Origin of the sequence: Polymorphobacter megasporae (assembly GCF_018982885.2) — a bacterium.
Lineage (GTDB): Bacteria > Pseudomonadota > Alphaproteobacteria > Sphingomonadales > Sphingomonadaceae > Polymorphobacter_B > Polymorphobacter_B megasporae.
This window is the reverse complement of sequence record NZ_CP081849.1, coordinates 371,705-395,631: the sequence shown is the minus strand read 5'-3', so window position 1 is coordinate 395,631 and position 23,927 is coordinate 371,705. Positions and strand designations below refer to the sequence as shown.

17 protein-coding genes and 3 pseudogenes are annotated in these 23,927 nt (G+C 61.2%); 9 read left to right on the top strand and 11 right to left on the bottom strand.

Going from position 1 to position 23,927, the window contains the following annotated elements; translation table 11 throughout:
• Positions 1-108: 108 nt before the first annotated feature.
• Complete coding sequence (locus KTC28_RS20140; protein ID WP_216711622.1) at positions 109-1,272, bottom strand: Aq_097 family APC-type transporter; 1,164 nt, start codon at positions 1,270-1,272, stop codon at positions 109-111.
• A gap of 219 nt (positions 1,273-1,491) precedes the next feature.
• Complete coding sequence (locus KTC28_RS20135; protein WP_216711623.1) at positions 1,492-2,121, bottom strand: hypothetical protein; 630 nt, start codon at positions 2,119-2,121, stop codon at positions 1,492-1,494.
• Between the two features lie 325 nt (positions 2,122-2,446).
• On the opposite strand from KTC28_RS20135, the gene KTC28_RS20130 reads away from it, so the two are divergent.
• From KTC28_RS20130 to KTC28_RS20115, 4 genes are all read left to right on the top strand, one after another.
• Positions 2,447-4,432: a M1 family metallopeptidase gene (locus KTC28_RS20130; protein WP_219774220.1), complete on the top strand. Its 1,986-nt coding sequence runs from the start codon at positions 2,447-2,449 to the stop codon at positions 4,430-4,432.
• A 247-nt stretch (positions 4,433-4,679) separates the two neighbouring features.
• Positions 4,680-5,159, top strand: coding sequence for a CHRD domain-containing protein (locus tag KTC28_RS20125; protein WP_216711624.1), 480 nt, complete (start codon positions 4,680-4,682; stop codon positions 5,157-5,159).
• Between the two features lie 584 nt (positions 5,160-5,743).
• A protein-coding gene (locus tag KTC28_RS20120; RefSeq protein ID WP_223132368.1) for an IS3 family transposase occupies positions 5,744-7,002 on the top strand; the annotation gives its coding sequence in 2 pieces (ribosomal slippage) (positions 5,744-6,103 and positions 6,106-7,002; 1,257 coding nt in all).
• A 119-nt stretch (positions 7,003-7,121) separates the two neighbouring features.
• On the top strand, positions 7,122-7,481 hold the full coding sequence (locus KTC28_RS20115) for an NUDIX hydrolase (RefSeq protein WP_255602637.1): 360 nt from the start codon (positions 7,122-7,124) through the stop codon (positions 7,479-7,481).
• A gap of 330 nt (positions 7,482-7,811) precedes the next feature.
• On the opposite strand, the pseudogene KTC28_RS20110 reads toward KTC28_RS20115, so the two are convergent.
• Positions 7,812-8,579, bottom strand: a pseudogene (locus KTC28_RS20110) (IS110 family RNA-guided transposase); the annotation flags it as partial.
• Between the two features lie 525 nt (positions 8,580-9,104).
• A pseudogene (locus KTC28_RS20105) lies at positions 9,105-11,745 on the bottom strand (Tn3 family transposase).
• Positions 11,746-12,011: 266 nt separating this feature from the next.
• On the opposite strand from KTC28_RS20105, the gene KTC28_RS20100 reads away from it, so the two are divergent.
• The 3 genes from KTC28_RS20100 to KTC28_RS20090 are packed head-to-tail and all read left to right on the top strand — an operon-like array spanning position 12,012 to position 13,249.
• Positions 12,012-12,269, top strand: coding sequence for an AbrB/MazE/SpoVT family DNA-binding domain-containing protein (locus KTC28_RS20100; protein WP_216711305.1), 258 nt, complete (start codon positions 12,012-12,014; stop codon positions 12,267-12,269).
• Between the two features lie 14 nt (positions 12,270-12,283).
• Entirely contained in the window at positions 12,284-12,670 is a 387-nt protein-coding gene (locus KTC28_RS20095) for a type II toxin-antitoxin system VapC family toxin (protein WP_216711304.1), read from the top strand.
• A gap of 9 nt (positions 12,671-12,679) precedes the next feature.
• Positions 12,680-13,249 carry a recombinase family protein gene (locus KTC28_RS20090; protein ID WP_216711303.1) on the top strand — a complete coding sequence of 190 codons (570 nt, stop codon included), beginning with the start codon at positions 12,680-12,682 and terminating at the stop codon, positions 13,247-13,249.
• Positions 13,250-14,076: 827 nt separating this feature from the next.
• Here the strand turns inward: KTC28_RS20090 and KTC28_RS20085 are convergent.
• Entirely contained in the window at positions 14,077-14,865 is a 789-nt protein-coding gene (locus KTC28_RS20085) for a hypothetical protein (protein ID WP_216711302.1), read from the bottom strand.
• A 92-nt stretch (positions 14,866-14,957) separates the two neighbouring features.
• On the bottom strand, positions 14,958-15,869 hold the full coding sequence (locus KTC28_RS20080) for a LysR family transcriptional regulator (RefSeq protein ID WP_216711301.1): 912 nt from the start codon (positions 15,867-15,869) through the stop codon (positions 14,958-14,960).
• Between the two features lie 105 nt (positions 15,870-15,974).
• Between KTC28_RS20080 and KTC28_RS20075 the strand changes: the two genes are divergently transcribed.
• Entirely contained in the window at positions 15,975-17,063 is a 1,089-nt protein-coding gene (locus tag KTC28_RS20075) for a YeiH family protein (RefSeq protein ID WP_216711307.1), read from the top strand.
• A gap of 42 nt (positions 17,064-17,105) precedes the next feature.
• On the opposite strand, the gene KTC28_RS20070 is transcribed toward KTC28_RS20075, so the two are convergent.
• The gene (locus KTC28_RS20070; protein WP_216711300.1) at positions 17,106-17,465 is read right to left on the bottom strand and encodes a hypothetical protein; all 360 of its coding nucleotides are present in this window, start codon (positions 17,463-17,465) and stop codon (positions 17,106-17,108) included.
• A 29-nt stretch (positions 17,466-17,494) separates the two neighbouring features.
• On the opposite strand from KTC28_RS20070, the gene KTC28_RS20065 reads away from it, so the two are divergent.
• The gene (locus KTC28_RS20065) at positions 17,495-19,504 is read left to right on the top strand and encodes an amidohydrolase family protein (protein WP_216711299.1); all 2,010 of its coding nucleotides are present in this window, start codon (positions 17,495-17,497) and stop codon (positions 19,502-19,504) included.
• A 510-nt stretch (positions 19,505-20,014) separates the two neighbouring features.
• On the opposite strand, the gene KTC28_RS20060 is transcribed toward KTC28_RS20065, so the two are convergent.
• The 4 genes and pseudogenes from KTC28_RS20060 to KTC28_RS23350 all read right to left on the bottom strand — a co-directional run bounded on the left by KTC28_RS20060 (position 20,015) and on the right by KTC28_RS23350 (position 23,808).
• A complete protein-coding gene (locus KTC28_RS20060; RefSeq protein ID WP_216711298.1) occupies positions 20,015-21,241 on the bottom strand; it encodes a M20/M25/M40 family metallo-hydrolase in 1,227 nt (408 codons plus the stop codon).
• 456 nt (positions 21,242-21,697) lie between these two features.
• Complete coding sequence (locus KTC28_RS20055; protein ID WP_500797311.1) at positions 21,698-21,940, bottom strand: ACT-like domain-containing protein; 243 nt, start codon at positions 21,938-21,940, stop codon at positions 21,698-21,700.
• A 454-nt stretch (positions 21,941-22,394) separates the two neighbouring features.
• A pseudogene (locus KTC28_RS20050) lies at positions 22,395-23,254 on the bottom strand (peptidase S10); the annotation flags it as partial.
• Positions 23,152-23,808: an alpha/beta hydrolase gene (locus KTC28_RS23350; RefSeq protein WP_216711295.1), complete on the bottom strand. Its 657-nt coding sequence runs from the start codon at positions 23,806-23,808 to the stop codon at positions 23,152-23,154. The pseudogene KTC28_RS20050 and the gene KTC28_RS23350, both read right to left, overlap by 103 nt.
• Positions 23,809-23,927: the final 119 nt, after the last annotated feature.

The window sequence follows — 23,927 nt, the reverse complement described above, 5'->3', positions numbered from 1 at the left end:
CCTTCAAGGCAACACCACTCATCATCACTATAATCCCTGGTTCAAATCGTTAGAGCCTTTAATTGTATGATCTGTCCCTAAACCTCTCCCCAAAAGCCTTTGCCGATTTCAGTCGACAGGCACCGCGAAGACCGTAATAAACGCGAGTGTCACCCCAACCCCCCCGAACACAAGCTTGTGCGTCAGCTTTTCCGATACCGTGATCGCGACAAGGCACTGCATCAGATAATAAAATGCAAAAGCCCGCGAGGCGAGCGCGAGGATCGTCAGCGTCGTCGTCGCCCAGCATAATGCAATCGCCGACAGGCAGATCAGGAAATAAGTAGCACGCGTCGACAACGCGCTCCGTGAAACCTCGATCAGGCTACCCGACCCGCCGATGATATCGGCGATTGCGGCACTGAGCTGGCTGAAGATTGCGATCGCTACCAGGGGATAGGTCAGCCAGACCGCGACGATTCCTGCGAGCTGCATCAGTGAATTGTCGGCAACGTGGCGTGGCAGATAGTGCAGCAGCGGCGTCGCGCTGGCCACGAACAACAGATAGACAACAGTCGAAACGATCTGCGCATCGCGCGCCGCACGGACGCGCGTGTCAGCGTCGAACTGTCCGCCAAGATAGCGGGTTGTCTCGAAACCCTGAACCACGATGAGCGCGCCCGCGAGTGTGGTCACGATCTGCCACGCCCCGGCGCTCGATGCCGCAGGGAGCACGATGCCGCTTGTCGAGAGCAATCTTACGTCGTGAAAACCAAAAGCAGCAAGAAGCAGGACCATAATCGCGACCGTCAGCGCCAGCGCCCACTTCCCGCCCGCCTCCAGCGCCTTCAAGCCTTTTGTGACCCCGATCGCGAGCACGGCGCCGATCACCCCGGTTGTCAAAAGCTGCTCTGCGACCATGCCATCGTGTTTGAAAAAACCCAGCCCATATGAAGCAAGGATACGGATGTAGAGCGTGACAGAAATCATATAGGCGGGGATCAACGCCAGCTGAGCGACGGTCGACAGGATCGCCACAAGTCGTGGCGTGTCCTCGGCTGCAAGCACCGGCTCGGCACGCCGGATATTGTGGCGGACGACCGCGCCGACAGCATATGCGAGCGCACATATTCCCGCCATTGCCGGTACAGACCACGCGCCCACGCTGCCGCCCAGGACTGAGACGATGACGAGGAACCCGCTGCCGAAGATCGATGCGAGCGGCGTCGTCATCGCCGATAGGCGAAGCCGCCAACTCGCGTCCGAAATTCGACCTGCAGCCTGACGATTCAACGATCGTCTCTTTCGCGATTCTCGTATCGAAAAATAGGGTCGACCATCGATAGGTGACGAAGCGGGACCCCACCGAATGCGGGGCAAGTAATTGTAGCCAAGCGCTCGTCCTCCTGAGGAGGGTGTCCCGATTGACGCCGATCGGAATACCGCGTTGATAGAGGTGCAGCGCTACATCAAAGGGTTACACAGCGAAACAGGGGGGGACCGCTTCGACGCCTATTCACCGTCAATTGCAGAATGCTCACGCCGCTGCCGCAGTGCAAATGCTGCACCTGTCGCTAGCGCGATCCACAAGACCAGAGCATTACCCAAACCCTCTCCGTGCACCGCAGCGGAGGTGCTATCAGGATGGTTGATAACGACGAAGGAGACGACGGCTGCGATCGCGATCATCGCACCGCCAACAAACCAGTAACTTCGCACCCGAAAGAAGACGGCCATCGGCCAGAAATGCAGCCCAACTACAACGGAGATCGCCGGTATCCAAAACGCCCGCCGATCTGGCGACGCTAGAAGGGAAACAGCAACATTGAGCAAGATGATTTCGGCGACCAGATTAAGCCAGAACATTCGCCAAATGCGTCGTCTTGCCAAAACCTGACCCGCTGTCGCCGACGGTAACAATCGCGCGAGACGCATCATCGCTGCGCCAGCAATAAAAAGCGAGGAACTCAAGGTCGCCGCAACGGCGATGAGAAGATATCGGGAGGTGGAGGCTAGGCTCGATGCAGCGTAGACGGCCCAGCCGAAGGCAATCACCGAACCGACAACCACGCCGCTGGCGCGGCCTCGCAGCGCATCGGACTGGCTTCGCGATTGCCCTGCTTCGATGTCATTCGTAGCCACCAATTTACATTAACCGGCGCCCACCGACGTGTCACTTTAAATGCTGGCCGAGGAGCTAATCTCCGTCGTTCCTGGCACGTCGTTATCCCTCCGACTTCCGCTCCCCATGCATGTTCGATGCAGGCAACGAAATTTGGTCTAGGCGATCGCTATTGTCGGTGTTAATTACTCGCTACTCCACACTGCCTTGTGGAATACGGACCGGCAAACCTTAGCGCCGAACACGCAAAGCCGGCATCGTGCTGAGTACTTGATCGATATCCGGATTTGCGGGCATTTGACCGCTTTCAAAGTGCTGCTGAACGGTCATTATGCGCAAGTTCAAATGCCTGGAGGGTCGGTGAGACATCATTTGTCGCGGGCGATTCTACGTTGCGCCTGCGCTGCTGCGGTTCTGTGCTCGGCTCCGATGCGGGCTGCCGACTTCGACCCCAAGGTTGCCTTCGCCGCGCAGCCGCTGCCGCACGGGGTGAACGTCTATCGCTCGTCCAACGGCGCACCCGGGCCAGGGTACTGGCAGAACCGGGTTGACTACGCGATCACCGCACGGATCGACGCTGCAGCCAGAACGCTGACAGCCTCCGAAACGATCGATTACACCAACAACAGTCCCGACGTCCTGCCAAGCCTGTGGATGCAGCTAGACCAGAATATCTATCGTCCGGACTCGCGCGCGGCGACGATAGGCGGCCGGCGTAAGGGCGGCGGCGGGGGCGAGCATAGCGACGGCTATGAAATCGCGTCAGTGGAAGTGCTGCGCGGCAAGGCCTGGTTGAATATTCCTTTTGTTGTCTCCGATACGCGCATGAACCTCCGGCTCGATCAGCCGATAAAGGGCGGCGGGACGAAGCTTAAGTTCCGGATCGCCTACCATTATGCCATCCCGGGCATATGGGGCGGGCGCAACTCGTGGCTCGACACGCCGAACGGGACGATCTTCGATATCGCTCAGTGGTTCCCGCGCATGGCCGTCTATGACGATCTGCGCGGCTGGGACACGCTCCCCTACCTCGGGTCCGAGTTCTACTGCGAATATGGCGATGTGGATTACGCGGTCACCGTACCCGCCGACATGATCGTCGCCGGCGGCGGCGTGCTGATCAATGCGGCGGAAGTCCTGACACCGCTTCAGCGCGCACGCCTCGCCGAGGCGGCTGCCAGCGACGCGACGGTGATGATCCGCACGCCCGATGAAGTGGCGCGCGACAGTGCGCGTCCGGCGGCGAAAACCGAGAAGACGTGGCGCTATCACTTCGCCAATACCCGCGATGTGGCCTTCTCCGCCTCGCGCGCATTCGTGTGGGATGCGGCGCGGATGAACCTGCCCGGCGGCAAGACCGCGCTGGCGGAAAGCGTCTATCCGATTGAGAGTGCCGGTGACGCCGGCTGGGGACGGTCGACGGAATATCTGAAGGATTCGGTCGAGCGCTTCTCGCAGCATTGGTTCGCCTATCCCTACCCGACCGCGTGGAGCATCGCCGGCGGGTCGACGGGCATGGAATATCCGGGAATGGCGTTCGACGGCATCCCCGACAAGGGCAAGGAGCTGTTCTGGATCACGGCACACGAGATCGGCCACAGCTGGTACCCCATGGTCGTTGGCTCGAACGAACGCCGCGACGCCTGGATGGACGAAGGCTTCAACACCTTCATCGACACGTTCGAAAGCGACGAGTTCAAGAGCGGTGTGTTCGGCCCCAAGCGCGACAGCGAATATGCGCCGGACGGCGGCAATCCGGTGGACGAGATTCTGCCGCTGCTCGCCGACCGGGATGCGCCGCCGATCATGAGCTATCCCGACGTCATGGGCGAAAAATACCGCCATTCGGTGAGCTATTTCAAGACCGCGCTGGGGCTGCGCCTGTTGCGCGATGTCGTCCTTGGCCCCGACCGGTTCGATCCTGCCTTCCGCAAATATACCGCCGACTGGGCGTTCAAACATCCCAGCCCGTCCGACTTCTTCCGCGAAATGTCGAGCGAATCTGGCGAAGACCTTAGCTGGTTCTGGCGCGGCTGGTTCTTCAACAACTGGCAGCTCGATCTGGCGGTGACGAACATCGCCTATACCGATGGCGACCCAGCCAAGGGGGCCAGCATCACGCTGGAGAGCCGCGACAAGCTGGTCATGCCGGCGGTGCTGGAGGTTAAATATGCTGACGGACACGCCACGCGGATTAAGCTGCCCGTCGAAACATGGATGCGGATTAAGCCCGTCATCGCGGCACCTGCCGGCCGCATAACATTGGTCATGCTCGACCCCGACCATCTTTTGCCGGACCGTGATCGAAGCAACAACAGCTTCGTGCCTTGAGAGAACGGAGAAGATCCACTTAATTGCATCGAAGACTCACAATAGGCTATTAAGGATTAGGATCCCGCTTCGACGCCTGATTACAGCCGAGCAAACTCTATGCAAGGGCGTGTAATTTCCGATCGTTCTTCACGAAAAATGGTTCCCAATCGAGAATTCAGATCATTGTAATAGCGGTTTCGGTATCATTTCGAAGGGATACTTAGTGGAACGTAGGGGGATACGCTTCGACGTCTATAGCCAAACAATGGCGATCGCGCTTGACCGCTCGATCACCGAGGTGTTTGTTGCAGGCAACAAGGAGTACCCCATGCGATATCTTCTGCCGAGTTTGATGGCCGTTGTCCTCGCGGTGCCAGCCGTCGCCACCACCACAAAAATGTCGACCAAGCTGATAGGCGCGGCCGAAGCGCCGGGTCCGGGTGCCGAGAAGGGAACCGGCTTGGCCAAGTTGGCCTTCGATAGCGAGAAGGGTCATGTCTGCTACACGCTGACCGCTAGCGGAACTGACACGCCCACGATGGCTCACATCCACAAGGGCGCGATCGGCACGCCTGGTCCTGTAGTCGTCTCGCTAACCGCTCCCGCAAACGGCCGCGCGAAGGGCTGCACACCCGTTGCCGCGGACGTAATGAGTGCAATTATCGCCACTCCCTCGGATTATTACGTCAACGTCCATACGGCCGCCTTCCCGAAGGGAGCGATGCGAGGACAGTTAAGCCGCTAATGCTCAGACGAGTGAACGGCCCGGATAGCACGGTTATTCGGGTCGGGGGGCTGACAGCTTCGTTGAGCACCTGGCCTTATAAAATTGGTGCGCCAGGCTTCAGGCGCGATCGCGGTGTGGGATAACCTCTCGACATGGAACTATGCGGTGAACGACTATCAGGGTGATCGTCGGCTAATGCATCGGATCACGATTTACGGCGAACCTATCGGCGCATAGTCGATCTTCAGTGGATCGGTTTTCGATCGGATCGGTATTGAATGACGCGTCGACATCCGGCGAGCAAACTCAAGAAGGTAGGGCCCAGTCGGATATGTCGGAATCAGGGAAGCCGCTGCGCCAGCAGATGACCGAAGCGATGGAGAAAATCGCGAACAGGTGGACGTTCTGTGCTCGGGGCCAAACATTGGCGGCCCTCTCGATAACCGCAGCGTCATTGCATGAGTTTCGAGCGCGGCCTGAGGACGCTACCGGTGAACGCAGTATATCCAGTGGAAGAAGGCTCAACTCCAGGATTTCACAAGGTATGAAGTAGCCCCCTAAATCGCCTGACAGTCCCTCACACTTATGGAAGTGTGATGATTATGCCTGATACTATAACCAGCACGTATGACGATGGCGGCCGGATTGGGCGGACCGACGTTCTCGGCGTCCAACGCCGTAGGCGATGGACGCCCGAGGAGAAGGTGCGGATCGTCGAGGAGACGTACCTCCCCGGGCACTCGGTCTCGCTCATTGCCCGTCGCCACGGCATCGCGGCCAACCAGCTGTTCGCTTGGCGCCGGTTGATGGCGCAGGGGGCGCTGACCGCGGCGGGTGCCGGCGAGGAGGTCGTGCCGGCGTCGCAGTACCGCGCGCTCGAGAGCCAGGTCCGCGAGCTTCAACGCATGCTCGGCAAGAAGACGATGGAGAATGAGGTCCTGCGCGAGGCCGTGACCCGGGCCACAGGCCCAAAAAAACTGCTGTTGCGCTCCAGCTCGTGGCCGGAGGTCGGACAGTGAGCGCCGCAGCTGCTGCCATGGGCATGTCGCGCCCGCACCTCTCCGCGACCCTCCACGCCGGCCCGCGCCGCCGACGTGGACGGCCGCCGCAACCCGACGGCGAGTTGGTCGCAGCGATAGGCACGCTGATCGCCGATCTGCCGACCTACGGATATCGCCGCATACACGCCCTGCTGCGTCGACAGGCCGAGGCCTCCGGGCGCGCAGCGCCCAACCCCAAACGCGTCTACCGGGTGATGAAGCTGCACGGCCTGCTCCTCCAGCGCGCCGGGACTCGCAACGAGCAACGCCGGCATGACGGCCGCGTCGCGGTCGATATCCGCAACACCCGCTGGTGCTCCGACGGGCTCGAGATCGCGTGCGACAACGGCGAGAAGGTCCGCGTCGCCTTCGCCCTCGACTGCTGCGACCGGGAAGCCATGGGCTATGTCGCGACGACCGCCGGGATCAGCGCCGCGGACGTTCGCGACCTCATGACCCTCAGCGTCGAGCACCGGTTCGGCCAGGTCAACACACTGGCAGATCCCATCGAGTGGCTGACCGATAACGGCAGCTGCTACACCGCCCACGACACCCGTCGGTTCGCCCGCGACATCGGCCTCGTTCCCTGCACGACGCCGGTCGAAAGCCCGCAGTCGAATGGGATGGCTGAGGCGTTCGTCCGGACCTTGAAACGCGACTACGCCCGCGTGAACCCAAAGCCCGACGCCCGCTCAGTCATCGACCAGCTGCCGGGCTGGTTCAAACACTACAATACGGTTCACCCGCACAGCGCCCTCGGCTATCGTTCCCCCCGCGAGTTCATCGCTCGCTCAACCCAAGAGGACCTGTCAGGCCTTTAGGGGGCAACAACAAGGTAGCACTTTCGGCGTATAACGCATTGGTAGATTTACGGAGGACTATCGCCATCAAGCAGGTTGCCGCGCTACCATTCCGTGACGGTCCGAGCGGTTTGCTCGAGGTGCTGTTAATTACATCACGTACTACCAAGCGTTGGATTATTCCGAAGGGCAATCCAATCCGCGGATTGTTACCACATTTGGCCGCGGCGCGCGAAGCCTTCGAGGAAGCGGGCATCTCTGGCGTCGTCAAGGCGGAGGCGATCGGCAGCTACGGCTATGCCAAGGTGATCAACGACGGCACAACTCGGGCGGCGCGGGTGGATGTATTTCCTCTCGCCGTGCTCGGGCGCGCCAAGCATTGGCCTGAGCAGCATGAGCGCGTAACGGAATGGTTTGGCCTGAACGACGCCGCCAACGCGGTCGAAGAACCTGAACTTAAATTGATCATCGCTGCTTTCCGCCACCCGCTCCCTGCGTGAGAGGTATTGTACGGGAACCGTCAGCGGTCCGGCAGCTTTGGGGCCGTGTGTGGACGGCTCTCCGTTGGCAAGGGCTTTCTTGAGCTTCTGCACGTTCGTTGGTCGGTGCGGCCATGTGTTCGACCTGTAGTGCGGCCTTATCATGTGCCGCTGGCCATAATGCCATTCGCGCGTCTCAGGTCCCGATCGGTAGCTCGCACTCTAAGTGCCACGGCCCCACTGGGTTTTCCTGATCCGGCGGTATCGACCGGCTTGGTGCATTAACTCGTGTCCGCCCTTTCCAACCTCGTCGGCGCGTCGGTGCGTGCGCCTATTTCTGTGTCCTCATGCTCATGCCGCGGCTGTCGCGACGACGGGATCGCGGTAGCGCTCGCCGTTCGTCATCAGCGCCCAGATCATCCGCGCCATCTTGTTGGCCAGCGCGACGGCGGCGACCATCTTCGAACGTCGCGCCAGCAGCTGCAGCACCCACGGTCGCCGGGTGCCATGTCGCTCGGCGGTGCGGATCACGGCCATCGAGCCGACAACGAGCATCTGGCGGAGGTAGCTGTTGCCTGCCTTTGTGATCCCGCCGAGCCGCTCCTTGCCGCCGCTCGAGTTCTGCTTCGGGACGAGCCCGATCCACGCCGCGAGGTTGCGTCCGCTCTTGAACACCGCCGGGTCGGCGACCGCGGCGACGAAAGCGCTGGCGATCACCGGGCCGACGCCGGGGATCTCCATCAGCCGCCGACCGACCTCGGTCTCCCGCGCGCTCTCCCGGATGCGGCGGTCGTTGTCGAGGATCTGCGACTTCACCACTGCCAGCTGTGCCGCCAGCATCTCAAGGCACAGCCGCGCGTCGGGCGGGACGCGCGCATCGTTCGGGTCCGCGAGCACCGCCAGGAGCTGCTCGATCCCGCCGCGTCCGATGGCGGCAACGATGCCGAACTCCGACAGGTGCGCTCGCATCGCGTTCGACACCTGCGTCCGCTGGCGGCTCAGCATCAGTCGCACCCGATGGAGCATCATCACGCTCTGCTGCTCGGGCGTCTTCACTGCGACGAAGCGCATCGTCGGCCTTGTCACCGCCTCGCAGATCGCTTCGGCATCGGCCGCATCATCGCTCTCCTTCTGGCTCAACCCGCAGATTATATCGCAGGTCGGGTAGGAGAGCCGTCCACCGCATCATTTGCTGCCTGTCCGCTTTCCGGCATGAAATGCAAATAGCTGCCGTTCAACGGATCACGGATCCGATGGCAGCTCCCGACCCCCTGGCGGACATAGACTGTCTCGCTATGATGAGGATCGGCAGCAGAACACTGGTGGGCGCGATGTCTAAACGGTACGCGGTTTTTTGGGTAAGCGCATTCCTCGCAATCCCGCTCTGGCGAGAATTGCACGAGCCTAATCATCTGATCTGGAACATTTTTCTCGCAGCTTTCCTAATCGCTATGAGTGCTGCAGTCTTCTTCGGGCTGCGCTATCTAGAACAGAACAAAGTGACTGTGGGCGAGGCTCGGTTCGCCTCGGCTCAGCACGACAGTGATTGCGGCTGACCACCCCTCCCCGACCGTCTAGAGGTCATCGCAACGGATGTTCTCTCAATTGCGCTAGACGTGAACGTATCACGAACATTCCCGAGTTTCATGCCGCAAGGCTCGTTCGGCCAAGGTTGAGCGGTCGGCGCCCGGGTGCCATCGCAGCGGCGCGGTCCCAGAGGAAGTCGCCCGAGAATGCGATGTGGCCCCACCCGACAGGCGATGTGTGCGCCAGAAGCTCGTCGGGCACGATTTCGCCGCTCGCTCGGAGGTGGGCGACGGCATCGGCGATATAGGTCGAGTTCCAGTAGACGATGGCAGCGATGATCAGGTTGAGGCCGGAGGCACGGAACTGCTGGGCCTCGTGGGTCCGGTCGGCGATACGGCCCTGCTTGAACGTGCAGATCGCCTGCGTCAGAAAGTGGCGCTGTTCGGACTTGTTGAGGCCCGCCTGGCAGCGCCGCCGCAGCGACGGGCTTTCCAACCAGTCGAGCATGAACAGCGTGCGTTCAACACGGCCGATCTCGCGCAACGCGAGGTCGAGCTGGTTCTGGCGTTCGTAGGCGGCAAGCTTGCGCAGCATTGCCGAGGGCAAGACGGTGCCGGTTTTCAACGACGCAACCAGGCGGACGATTTCGTCCCAGTGCGCGCGGATGACGTCGACCTTTATCCGGTTGCCCATCAGCGGTTTCAGCAAGGGATATTGTCCTGGCGCCTCGATGCTCGCCATGCGGCGGTCGCCAAAATCGCGCAGACGCGGGCAGAACCGAAAGCCGAGCATTTGGCAGAGCGCGAAGACGTGATCGGTGGCGCCGCCGGTATCGGTGAAGTGCATGTCGATCTCGAGACCGGTGCCGTGATGGAGGAGACCATCGAGCACAAACGGCGCTTCGTGCGTGGCCGCCGAAATGACCGTGGCATGATACGGCCCGTGCTGGTCGGAGACATGGGTGTAAAATGAGAACCCAGGATCGACCCCGTACTTTGCGTTGAAATCGCCGGCGCCGCTGCCGCGCTTGCCCGAGCGGAAGAACTGACCATCGGATGACGAGGTCGTGCCTTGGCCCCAGACGGCTGCAATCGGCAGCCCATGATGAGCGTCGATGATGCGCGCCAGGGCGGCCTTGTAGTTGTCGGGGGCGATGTACGCCGACTTCGTCCAGATCAGCTGATCGGCGGTGACGCCCTGGCTGGCCTCGGCCATGCGGGCGAGACCGAGGTTGGAGCCGTCAGCCAGGATCGCGGCCAGCAGCGCGTTTTCATTGTCGTGCGGTTCGCGGGTCCGGACGTTGGTGAAGGCCTGCGCAAAGCCGGTCGAGCGTGCGACTTCGTGGAGAAGCTCGGTGATACGCACCCGCGGCATCATACCGTCGATCCGTGCCGCCAATTGCTTGGCGGCGACGGACTCATCAGCGCGCACCGGCGAGATGGAAAGCTTTCCATTCTCAAAGGACACGCCTTCGACCTCGCCGCGCCCGAGCCGGTGCGCAAATCGCTTCAGCCGCCGGTCGAGTTCGCGGCCCCGGTCGGCTAGCCATTCGTCAGCGGTCGCCGGCAGCTTCAGACCGGCTGCAATCGGCGCGACCTGAGCCGGCGGAAGCAAGTAACTGTCGAAGCGCCGGTAATTCGCCGACCGCTCGATCCATACGTCGCCCGAGCGCCACTTGTTGCGAAGATGCGCAAGGACGGCGGTTTCCCAAAGGTGCCTGTCGGGCTTGTCGCCACCCTCTTTCACCAGTGCGCGCCATTCCTTGCGGAACGGCATCGGCGCGTCCGCCGGCACATCGCGTCGGCCGGACCGGTTCAATTCGCGCAAAGCATTGACGGCGGCGATGGTCGAGGAGCTGCCCCGGCCCACCTTGAAGTCGATTGCCTCCAGGAGAAGCGGCGCAAACTTGCGCAGCGTCTTCCACCGATCGGCAGCACGGATCAGCGGGTTCTCCTCGGCAAGATCAGCGATGATCCGCGCCTCGCTGCGCGCGCGCAGCAACTTGTCCCAGCCAACCGCGGCATCGACCGCAGCGAACCCGTCGATGCCGCTGTCCTGCGACTTCTCGAGCGCGGCGACGGTGCGATCGAACAGGCGCATGCGGTGCAGGCGTTCAAGCAGCCCGCAGACATTGTCGGCGGTCGGCGCGGTGGCGATATCGCGCAGCCAGGCAAGTGGCGTCAGACCAATTTTTTGGATCAACGATCAAGATAGCATCGAGCCTGGCGATGCTGTCGGCCGGCACGCCGGCCAGCATTGCCTGATAGGCACGCTGTCGGGCACGGGCCCGCCCGGCGAGCCCGGCACGCTCGATCACCGACGGCGAAGGTAGCGTAATGCACGAAGCCCGAAGGGCATCCGTAATGCCGGCGACAATCGGCACGCCGCGATCGGTCGCCCAGGCCGCTTTTGTTGCGGCGTCGATGAGGAGCGGCAGATCGGCGTTGACCGGTGGTCGCAGGCCAAGTGCCGCCTCGGCTTCGCGTGCGTGGACGGATGCGGTCGCGGGCCGGCTCGCATAGCGCTCGAACGCTTTTGGCGGAACGCCGATCTGCTCGCCCATGAACCCGACAAGCTCGGTTGGCGCGCCCTCGTCGAGAGTAAATCTGAACCCTGGATGACGCAGTAACCCGAGCTGCACGGCGAACCCGATCTGGTTCGTATCACCGCGGCGCGTCGCGACCAGCGACATGTCCTGCGAGGACAGCTTGTAGTGGCGGGCGAGGTTTTCCCGGTCCGTCGGGACGCCAAACAGCATTTGCCGTTCGTCAGAAGTCAGGAGATCGCGCCGGGCCATGAAAACAGTCCATCAAGGTTGCACAAGATTGTGGACATAAGGCAATAAAGAGACGTAGTCTCTGGACGGGTTTGGGACCATCAAAGCGCGGCTTCGCCTGCTGTCCCCAGAACGGTCGGTTGCGAGACGGCGCATTCCCGTAAAAGCCGGTGCAACGTGACAGCAATAGACAATCACTGCGATATGACAGATATGCAAGCTATGTCACTAACAGCGAGGTGCCACTCGTGCAGGAAATGATCGATATCCGAATTGCCGAGAACGGTCGCATGGTGCTGCCACGATCGGCGCGAAAGGCGCTTGGCGTTACGGGAGCTGGCGTCGTCGTGCTGTCAATCGACGGTGACAACGTGAAGCTTACGTCGATGCGGCAGAGCATCAAGCGTGCCCAGGATCTATACCGTCAACATGCAACAAACGATCTTCCGGTGGATGACTTCATTGCCGAGCGCCGGGCCGAAGCCGCGCGCGAAGACCTCGACTAGGCCCCGGAACAAGTATGGCATCGATCGTTTTTGACGCCTCGGCGATACTGGCGCTGCTACGCGATGAGCCAGGCGCCGATGTTGTTGCGCAGTACATCGGTGACGGGCTTATCTCGGCGGTCAACTTCCAGGAGGTGATCAAGGGCCTGTTGCGTCGCGAGGTGCCGAACGATGCGGCGCTGGCGATGCTCGACGCCTTGCATCTCGACGTGCGTCCGCACGGGCGTGACGATGCGGTCGCCGCGGCCAACCTCTATCCTGCGACCAAGGCATTCGGCAGCGGCCTTGGCGATCGTACCTGCACGGCCTTGGCGATCGCTGAAGGCCTGCCGGTCCTCACTGCGGATCGGGAATGGGCCAGGATCGAAATCCCGGGCCTGAAACTGATGCTGGCGCGATAAAGGACTCCCATGCCTGATATCCTTGGCTACGCCCGGGTCAGTACCGGCGACCAGGATGTCGCCGGCCAGACCATGCGGTTGACCGAGGCCGGCGCCATCAAGACCTTTACCGATGTCATGTCGGGCAGAAGCATGGATCGGCCCGGCCTTACGGCGCTTCTCGCCTATGCACGGTCGGGGGACACGCTTGCCGTGGTGCGCCTCGATCGGCTCGGTCGCTCGCTGGCGGAATTGCTATCCACGGTCACGATGCTGCGCGAACGCAAGATCGCGCTCCTCAGCCTCGAGGAAAAGATCGACACCTCCTCGGCCGCCGGCGAACTGATTTTCCACGTCTTCGGTGCCATTGCCCATTTCGAGAGACGACTGATCTCAGAGCGAACGAAGGACGGTATTGCTGCGGCACGTGCAAAGGGCAGGAAGCCGGGGCGACAGCCGCTCGATGTGACAAAGCTCAATGCGGCGCTGACGCTTATCCAGGCCAATACGCCACCTGCTGAAGCCGCAAGACAGCTCGGACTGGGGCGCTCAACCATCTACCGCGAGATGAGACGTTTTGGGATCAGTCGACCGGCGTAGGCATTTTGGCAGGCCGCTTAGCCTGCCGTTCCCGGTCTGTTCGCGTCTAGCGCAATTCAGACAACATCCGTTGCGATGACCTCATTCTCGGTGGTCAGCCTGTCGACCGTTTCCTGAAGCGTCGCCACCTGTGCGACCAAAGCCGAAACCACACGCCGCAAATCCGCTAGCGGCAGGGCATCAACCGAGTCTGAGCCAGAAGGAGTCACCGGCAGTGTGAATCACACCCGGACCAATCTGGGAAGACACCCCGCACAGGAATTTGCCCCGGTTACTTGTTTCACTGCGTAAACCTTTGAAATCGTGCTGGAAACCTCTATCAACGCGATGTCCCGATCGGCGCCGATCGGGACCCCCTTCGCGGGAGGAAAAGCGCTTGCCTACAATCACTTGCCCCGAGTTGAGTGGGGTCCCGCTTCAACGCCTATCCACATGGATAGGCGTCGAAGCCGGACCCCATCAGTTTCGGGCAATAGCTGTAATCTTTGACGGTTCTTGCCATAGAGGGGTCCCAATCGGCGCCGATCGAGACCCCCTCTGCAAGGAGGGAAAGCGTTTGACTACAAATACTTGCCACGAGTGCGGTAGGATCCCGCTTCAACGCCTATTCGCACATTTAGCCTGCCACATGTGTCTCCACCGCATGAAATCGCGATGACGAATCTTGCAAACCGGCCGAAAATGATTGGAGAATTCGGGACCTCTCCGGTGCTGCAATCGGTCGGATGACTACAGACGGCCGCGATGCTGGGGGCCGCGGTTGGCATGTTTGTGATTTGGCGACGCTAAGGGGCCCGCACGCCGCCTGATTACATCTGCGAAGGTCTCTAGTTACCGATATCCGTCTCGACGACGCCGACGTTAGGGGTGAGATTGGAACTGGCGACGAGTCGGACCGACAGACGATTGCGGGCGATCTTTAAGTCACCGAATGTAAACTGGCTCGGCTGGCCCGCATAATGCATCGTTGCCGTTGCTACGACATGACCATGATCCAGCACATAGCCCGTAACCGTGTAGTCCTTGGCGTCCCATATCCCACCGGGTGTGATCGGGCATCCGCACATCATCGTCACTTGGGCGTCGATGCGGAGCGTACCATCAGGATTGCGCGTTGTGGCAGGCGTGATGATCAGACCCGGAAAAGTGAGGACCAACCCGTCGCCGAGCACGTTGCGCCCGGGGAGCATCCAGAGGGTCGAGGAGACCGTAATAGCGGCAGCAGACGCACCCATGGGACCCCGCGCGTCAACTCGCACGAGGGTTGGCGCTTCAATGTCAAGCGATGCGTCATAACCGGCGGTTTCGGCGTCAGAAATCACCTGCCAACGTGCGTGAGCTTTCTCCATGATCCGTTCGGTGTCGCCTGTTCCTCCCTTGATCATCCCCTTCGCGAGCACCTTCCCTGACCGCTCGTCGGTGACCGTGACCGCCACGCCGCCGGTGTGCGTTCCCATAAACTTGGCGTCGACACTCTGGGCACGGACCATTAGATGCGTCGGCTCCGCGCTCACGGTAGTCGGGCAAGCAACGGCGACAGCGAGGACGCCGACTGCAATACGAGCAAATAAAGGCGTCATCTCGCACATCATGCGCCGCCTGCTGATGATGGCCAAGCCTTTTCAATCGATGCGGGATCGAGTTGACACGAAGCGATCTGCAAACGCTGGCCCAGCGTGGCCCATCGACTTACGTCAGATCCGACCCATTAAATTCCAAGACTAAACATCTCAGTTGTTTGCCCAGGGCGGGACGATCCGATCAATTCGAGCAGCGCATCCGTCGCCTTGGTCCGGTATCGCTCCTTGTGACGCAGCCCGTAGAACGGTCGTGGTCGGAAGGTGATCGGTGCCGCGTACAGCAAGCCCGCCTTTAGCGCCGGTGCGACGACAAGTGACGACAACACGGCGACGCCGGCACCGGCCTCGACCGCGGTTCGGACACTTTCATTGGACGGCAGCACCAGCGCCACATCGAGCATCGCTGGATCAACGCCGAGCGCAAGTCGGTGACGATCGAGCGTCGAACGGGTGCCCGAACCCGGCTCACGCTCAACCCAACGCGCCTGCCGCAGCCAGTCGGCATCGACCGTCTCCTCCGCGAACGGCACTGATCGGACCAACACCAACCTGTCCTCGCCGATCGGCCAAACGACGAGGGTAGGATCGTCGACCTCGCCTTCGACAAACCCGAGATCGGCCTCGTCATTGCGGACGCGCACCGCTGCCTGCCTAGTGTTGCCGATCGTCAGCACAACCGACACCAACGGATAACGATCGTGGAAGACAGCAAGGATCGGCGGCAGCCAGTATGCCGCGATCGTTTGGCTGGCAACGACGCGAAGCGTGCCCCGCTTGAGGGTGCCCAACTCATCTAGAATGGTTTCGGCAGCCGTGGCCCGGGCGAGAATACTACGTGCCTCGATCAGGAAGACATTTCCCGCCTCGGTCAGGCCAATACCGCGGCCCACGCGGTGAAAAAGTTTTACGCCGTGCCGCTCTTCGAGTGCTGCGATCGCAGCTGATGCGGCCGATTGGGTAATATGAAGCGCGCGGGCAGCCAAAGTCATGTGTTCGCGCTCGGCGACGCCGACAAAAATACGAAGTTGCTCGAACGTCATGGCGGCGCCTAGCACGACCAATCAGGTCAGACGATTGAAATGATAAGAATGATGCGTTGGTTTGAACGATTCCCATCGGTTAAAACGCTGTGGAAGGATACCATGATGCCAAATCTCGATCCGCAGTCGACGCTGGATACGGAGTTCGACCAATACAATGGCGAACTTATCCCGGGCATCCTGCTCTGCGCCGCCGTGACCATAGCCGCCTATGGACTGGAAGCAGGCGAGCGCGCGGTCGCCGGCAAGGCATGGCTTGAGGCACTGGTGCTCGCTATTTTGGTCGGAACCGCCGTTCGCAGCGTATGGATGCCTGGCGCCCGGTGGGATGGCGGGATCGTCTTCAGCGCCAAATATCTGCTCGAGGTCGCCGTCGTCCTGCTTGGTGCCTCGGTCAGTGCTGCGACCATTCTCGCGGCCGGACCGGCGCTGCTGGTCGGCATTGTCGTCGTGGTCGCCGTCGCCATCCTACTGAGCTTCGGCATCGGCCGCTTGCTGGGCTTGCCCACCCGCATGGCGTTGCTGATTGCATGCGGAAACTCGATTTGCGGCAATTCGGCAATCGCCGCAGTGGCGCCGGTGATCGGTGCAGACAGCGACGACGTCGCCGCCTCGATCGCCTTCACCGCGGTGCTGGGTGTAGTGGTCGTCGTGGGATTGCCATTTTTTGGGGTCGCTCTGGGGATGAGCGGTATCGCCTACGGCGCATTTGCCGGACTAACAGTCTATGCTGTGCCGCAGGTGATTGCGGCAGCATCGCCGATGGGGGCGATAGCGGTTCAGACCGGCACGCTGGTGAAACTAATGCGCGTGCTGATGCTCGGGCCGGTCAGCCTCATCCTGTCACTGATCGCTCCCCGGCTTTCACCCCAGGCGGAGCCAGATGGCAAATTCGTTGCCGGCGACGTCCCCGGGAAGCGGCCTGGCCTCGCGCATCTCGTGCCATGGTTCATCATCGGCTTCCTGGCGTTAGTTGCCTGCCGGTCGCTGGGCCTCGTGCCGACCGCAGCGATCGCGCCGATCGGTCGGATAGCGACGCTGCTGACCGTAGTGTCGATGGCGGCGCTCGGACTCGGTGTCGATGTTCGCACCGTGGTGAAGGCCGGGGGCCGGGTTACGGCCGCCGTAGTGATATCGCTAGTCGGGCTCGGCGCGATCAGTTTTGCGCTACTCGCCCTCCTGCGTCTGGCTTAGCTACATGTGAAGGCTCGCAACCCACCGAGATCGTCCTTGGATTTAGTCTTGCAACATGATGATTGCTCGAATCCAAAATGATAAGTGTGACCGGTCCAGCATCAGCGTGGCGCCGTCGCGCGCGCGAAAAGACAAATGTGGATAGGCGCCGAAGAAGGATCCCGCTGAATTCGAGATGAGATCGTGTCTGGCCGGGTCGTGACGATCACTGACGTATGCCGGGGGATCGTGGTCAGGAAGCAGACGTAATATTGCTGCCCAGATGCGCGCATACTTTGCGCCAACAATGACAAGCTGACGATGCCACTCCAGCGCTCCGGAATCGGGACGACGCCCAAAGGCGCAGACCGCCGGCGTAAGCGGCATCAACCGCAGCACACCTTCATGCGTATTTCGTTGCATGCGCCCTCGCCACCGCCGTACCTTACGGAATGACCAGAATCCTTATCGCCGCTGCCCTTCTCGCCACGACCGCATCGGGGGAGACGGTGCGCTACACCGCGATTTTCGGCGGCAAGAACGTCGGCCATGTCATCGTCGACCGGCAGGGCGACAACGTCACCGTCGATTACGACGTCAAGAACAACGGTCGCGGGCCGACGATGAAGGAGGCCCTGACCCTCGGGACCGACGGGCTGCCGACGACATGGGCGATCACCGGCGCAACGACCTTCGGCAGCAAGGTCGAGGAGAAATTTACCCGCGTTGACGACAAGGCGATGTGGACCGATTCGACCGGCAGCGGCACCGCTGCCGTCAAAGGTCCAGGCCTGTACGTCGCGCAAAGCGGCAGCCCGTGGTCCGATCAGATCTACGCGACGGCGCTGTTGAAGGCGCCCGGAATGTCGATGGCAGCGCTCCCCGGCGGGACGCTGCGCCTCGAGAAGGGCGAGACCGTTGCCGTCGCCGGCGCGGGCGGCCCGCTCAAGGTGACGCGCTACACGCTGAGTGGGATCGACCTGACGCCCGAAACAATGCTGCTCGACGATCAAGGCCTGCTGTTCGCCTCGGTCAGCCCCAACTCGATCGTCGTCCGCGCCGGCTACGAAGGCGAAGAGAAGCGCCTGCGTGGCCTTGCCGCCGACTGGACGACGGCACGCTACACCTCGATGCAGAAGGAGGTCGCCCACGATTACGGCGCGCCCGTCCGCATCCGCAACGTCCGGCTATTCGATCCGAAGACCAGCAGCCTGACCGCACCAGTGTCGGTGCTGGTCAATGACAAGATCATTGCAGCGATCGAACCGATCGACAGCCCCGCTACGCCGGACGAGGTCACCATCGACGGGGCCGGCGGAACGCTGATCGCCGGTATGTACGAGATGCATGGCCATATCGGGCAGGACATCGCGCTACTCAACCTCGTGGCCGGCATCACGACGGTCCGCGACATGGGCAACGACAACGCGGTGCTGGCGACGCTGATCAAGCGCATCGACGCCGGCGAGATCGGCGGCCCACACATCATCCGCTCGGGCTTCATCGAGGGGAAGAGCCCGTTCAGCGCGAACAATGGCATATTGGTCGACAGCCAGCAGCAGGCGGTCGACGCGGTCCGCTGGTACGGCGCGCGGGGCTTCTGGCAGATCAAGATCTACAACAGCATGAACCCGGCATGGGTCCCGGCGATGGTCGCCGAGGCGCACAAGCTCGGGATGCGCGTCGCGGGCCATGTCCCCGCATTCGCCAACGCCGACCAGATGATCACGGCCGGCTACGACGAGATGACCCACATTAATCAGTTCGTTCTCGGCTGGGTCATCGGTCCCAAGGAAGACACGCGCACGCTGTTCCGCCTGACTGCGCTCAAACGGCTACCGGCGCTCGACCTCAACGAACCCAAGGTCCAGCATACGCTGCAGTTGATGGTCGACGGCCACAAGGCGATCGACCCGACGCTCGGTATCCACGAGAACCTGTTGCAGAACCGCGACGGCAAGGTTCCGCCGGGCGCGGTCGACTACATCGACCATATGCCGATCGGCACGCGGCGCGACGCGATGAAGGCGTGGATCGACACCTCGGCCCCGGGCGACGACAAGCTCTACAGTCAGGCGTTTACCAAGCTGGTCGATACCGTCCGCATGCTCCACGACCGCGGCGTCTTCATCGTGTTTGGCACCGACACCGGCGGCTCGTTCACGTATCACCGCGAACTCGAACTCTATCAAAAGGCTGGCATGACAGCGCCCGAGATCCTCAAGCGCGCGACCTATGACAGTGCGAAATACGTCGGCGAAGACCAGCGGATGGGGTCGATCGACAAGGGCAAGCTCGCCGATTTCTTCCTGATTCCCGGCGATCCGACCAAAGACCTCAAGGCGATCAAGACAATCTCGATGGTCGTCAAGGACGGCGTCTTCTACTATCCGACCGAGGTCTATCCGAAGTTCGGAATCACGCCGTTCACGAAGGCACCGACGGTTCAGATACCGCATTGAGAGGTCGCTCTCGTGATGTCGTGTCGGCTTCGGCTTTTGGGCGAGAGCTAAGCAACCATCTCGAACGCCGAGCCACGCCGTTGGGCTATCAGCCTTGCTGCCCAAAATGAACAAACGCCAGGACCTGTAGAGCCATTAAAGATCAGTGGATTAACGGGCTTTGTGTCGATTCGGCCCAACGAGGTTTCTGTCGCGCCGCCGCTATTTCATGTTTTATGCGGCGTCGTTCCATTGTGAATGCGACGCAGAAGTCGTTCTCACCTCAATCTCATATCCACCCGTGCAAAAATTCTACGACTGCCAGACCCCGGTCCTGATCAGGATTTCTGTTCCGCTGCGCTCCGCCTTCCGGCGCTTACGCACCAACAGGCAGAACAGAGGGCTGCACCCGACCCTAAGCCAAATCGTCGAATTGTTCTTGCGACACGCGAGTGCCATCTACGGAAAGCGTCCGCTTCAGGGAAGAAAGCCATCCGAGGCGAACGTAGCATCGTTGGTCACTGAGCAAGGCTAACGCAGGGTCGCGCCCGCCAGCCGCGCCGTAGCCGACAGGGTCGTCTGAGCCGCGTTCAGCCCGAGCAGGAAGTCCTTGTCGCTGTAAGTAGCATAGAGGTCAGTCGGCTGGTGCCATTGCGGGTCCCAGCCGCTGCCGACCTGGGCCCCGCGGTCATTCTCGCGTAGGCTGACTGCTGGCGCCAGGTCCATAAACGGGGTTGAATCGGTGTTGGTCATGTGCCGACCGACCGCGGCCGGATAATCCGTGGCGTAACGCTCGTTCGCCGCTTCGAGGGCCCAGGCCAGTTCCTGGGCCTTGGCGGCGAACTTCGACATAGACTGGAACTCGATGTTCACGTCGGCCTCGGGACGCTGCACCGGACTCATGCTGCCATCGGCCCGGGGCATGCCGTGGTCGAACAGCATCATGTCGTGCTGCATTACTCCGAGCCATTTCGGCTCGGGGTAATGGCCCGATCCGGCAGGCGATTCCCTGCCTTGCAGGGTGGCCCGCTGCTCGACATAGGCTTTGGCGCCGTTCAGCCCGGTTTCCTCGTTGTTCCACAGGATGAAACGGATCGAACGGTCGGTCTGCACGTCGGGGCTGCTGAACACCCGCGCTAACTCCATCACCAGCGCCGTCCCCGAGCCATCGTCGTTGGCCGCTTCGCCAAAGCCTATACCGTCCATGTGTGCGCTGACGATATACATCTCGTTCGGATGGCCGGTCCCGATTTTGGTGCAATAAACCTCCTCGCGCGGCCCCGGGACTGCCGGCGGCGTGTCCAGCGTCCTGATCCTAGCGTCGGGCTGGGCACTGGGGTCGCTGTTCACACCGGTCTCGCGCGTGAAGCCGCGGGAGCGACCGCCGCCGACCGACAGGCCAGGTTCGTCCGATGCGGCGGCGACCGTCGCCCTCGCCGGTGCGACGGTGTGCACGGGCTCCTCGCCGAAGGTGTATTTCACGCGCTCCGTGTTGGTGCAGCCGTAGCTCTTGAGTTGGGCTTCGATCCAGTTGATCGCGGCACCGTTGCGCGCCGTTCCCTGGCGGCGGTCGCCAAACTGGGTGAGGTCCTTGATCGTCGCCTTATACCTCGTGAGATCGAGTCGATTCACCAGCACGCGCACGGAATCCGTCGCCGCCGATTGAGCAAGAATTGGCGATGCTACGGCGAGAGCCATCACGCCGGAGATGACCCGAAGGACGCATGAAAGCCTCGAATGGACATGTTCATCGCTCATCACGAGACCCCTCTCGCCGCCATTGTCCGCGATGGATCGCCGACGACCGAATCCGTCGTAGCCGAGGACCGGCCAATAGCGATACCCGAAATGGAGCCGCCATAGACGAGGTGATTTTTCAGCCGCTGGTGCATCCTCAGTCGGCACGCCCCTGGACCCGGCGGCAACTATCCTATTCCTCGCCATGCACGCGCCCGACAACTGAACGAACGCAGATTTTGAATTCCGATTCGACGTAATCATGCGTCACTCCGATTGCCTGGTGATCATCGCGATAGTGCTGGACACGACTGGTGACCTAACCGGCATCACAGGCCCAATCCGGCGGTGCCGTCATGAGCTCACCGGATATGCATTCAGCGAGATAGGAGAAGGCCGACAGGACGCCGCAACGCGATGAGAACTGGGGTATGTGCAACAAGGCCGGGCTGCAAAGGAATCGAGGACGGCGGGCTGTCATGCGCGACTTCCGACGATCCTGGCGCGGTCGATCAGGACGAGCGCCCGCACCTTCTGAAGGAGGATGTCGAAAAGCGTCCGGTCGACCGCCTCGACATCGATGTCGACGATCAGCAACGCTCCGCTGCGGCGACAGTAGAACTGTTCGGGCACCAGCCCGCGCTGTGCGAACAAGCTGATGATCCTCGGCAAGGCCTCGACGTCAAGCGTCGCGCGGACGCAGAACTGGGTCCGTGTCATGCTTGCCAACGAGGCTGTCTTTCGCCGCGCCACCGTCTCGCTGATTATCCCCATTCCCAGATCGTGCCGCCTGCTCATATTGTTGTTTAAAGGTAATGTAATTTACCAAGCCGCTGTCCTCGTCGAAGAGGTCCATTGAACGGACAGGGCTCGCAGTGCCAGACGCATGCCAAATCCCGAGAAAATGCGGGCGTATCCCGTTGAGGTATCTATCGTAAGGTTCAAACGGATCTGCCTATATGTGTCTTGAGATCCGAGTGACCCCTATGGCCAACAACCCTAACGTCGTTGCGCATTGCCAACACCCTCGAGCACGTTCGAGCCTGCTGTTTCGTCCAACGGACTTCCTCAGCCGTTACGCCGCTTCCGTAAAGCATCTGGCCCATTGAGCTTCCTTCCGGCTGGCGGTGGACAGCGAAACACCAAAACAGGGGGTCAATCCTCTAGATAGGGATCATCCTGCGTGGATGAACGCCCTGATGTCAGATGAAAGTTTCCGAAGATCCTCGTCTCTGACATACATCATATGCCCGGCATGATAATAATGCCACGATATGCGTCCATCAGTGGGCATCCCCGTGCGGCTCAGTGAATACTCAGCGCCGGCGAAAGGGGTTGCAAAATCATAATATCCCTGCCCGACGAAGACCCGAAGACCACTATTCCCCTCAAAGCGCGACCAATGTAAGGCGCTACATTGAGGTAACCCTCACCACCTCGTGGCTCACCTTCGAGCTTCCAGTCCCAATCCTTCACGCCCCCGATTGAGGATTAGACCACACTTGGCGAATATTTCAATCCTTCCCTGGTCCATTCATTCATCGCCGCAGTGTAAGCGCCATCAATACCATAGAAACTAGGATCGTTGTCAGGCGACTCACCTGCGTTGTCGTAGTCTTTCCCGGTGTATCTGGTGTCCAAACGGCCAATGCTCAAGCCGCGATCACGGAGCAGCTCCTTGAAGAAACGGTTTGGTGTCAACCGAAGGTCAGCCCGTTCGAGAAAGCCCTCGGAGATGCCCGTAAACCGCGATAGCTGGGAAGCAATCGACGCCCGTTCGCCGGCAGGGATGAGGCTGCCCTTCAACAAGGCCGTCGCGTACGGTCCGAAGGCAAACGCCTTTGCTTGCGTAACGAACTCCTCGACCGTAGCGGGCTTATTCGCCACCTTATCATGATACCATGCCGTCGCGGCCATCGAGGGCAGATTGGTCACATAGCCCAGCTCGTTGCCTGGTGCATCCGCGGCCTCGCTGAAGTCGAGAATGGTCGAGATGAGTATAATGCCGTTAAGCGCAACGTCTGTGTAGCTGCCCTAGCTCGATTGTCGCTACGGGATCGTACCCTCAACGCAGAAATCAGGTAGGGCTGTACCGGAGGACGAAACAGGCCCCTCAACTTTGGCGGAGAATCGACTGTTCTGCCTTGCTTTAGAGCCTCATAAATCGCTTGCACCTGATCTTGGACCTCACTCGGTGCTCCGGCAGCAGCGACTTGTGCCTCGACAACCGCATCCATCGGGCGACCGACGCCCGATGCTTCGACAGGCCCGCATACCGGCACATGAGATGCGATGGCGGCACCAATCAGTGCTCCTTCCGAATGCCCGAATATAACAACACAAGTGACACCAGGTCGGCTCCCGAGGAATGCCGCCCAGTCGGCTGCGTCCCTGACGAAGTCGTCGAAGCGCAGATCCGCTTCCAGTCGCGCGGCACCAGCGCTCGCGCCGATACTGCGCTTGTCGAAGCGGAGAGATGGGATACCTTGTCGTTCGAGATCGTCAGCCAGAAGGCGAAAGCTTCCCGGTTTGACGCCAGGTATCGTACTGTCGCTGTTGCGGTCGGTCGGCCCCGAACCGGCGATCATCAGAACCGCAGGTCCTCGAGCGAAACCCTGTGGAACTCGATAGGAGCCATGAAGCGGCGCTTTCCCACCAGCGATCTCCTAATATAGTCATACGGCTATGCCATGACGCCGCGGTCCTC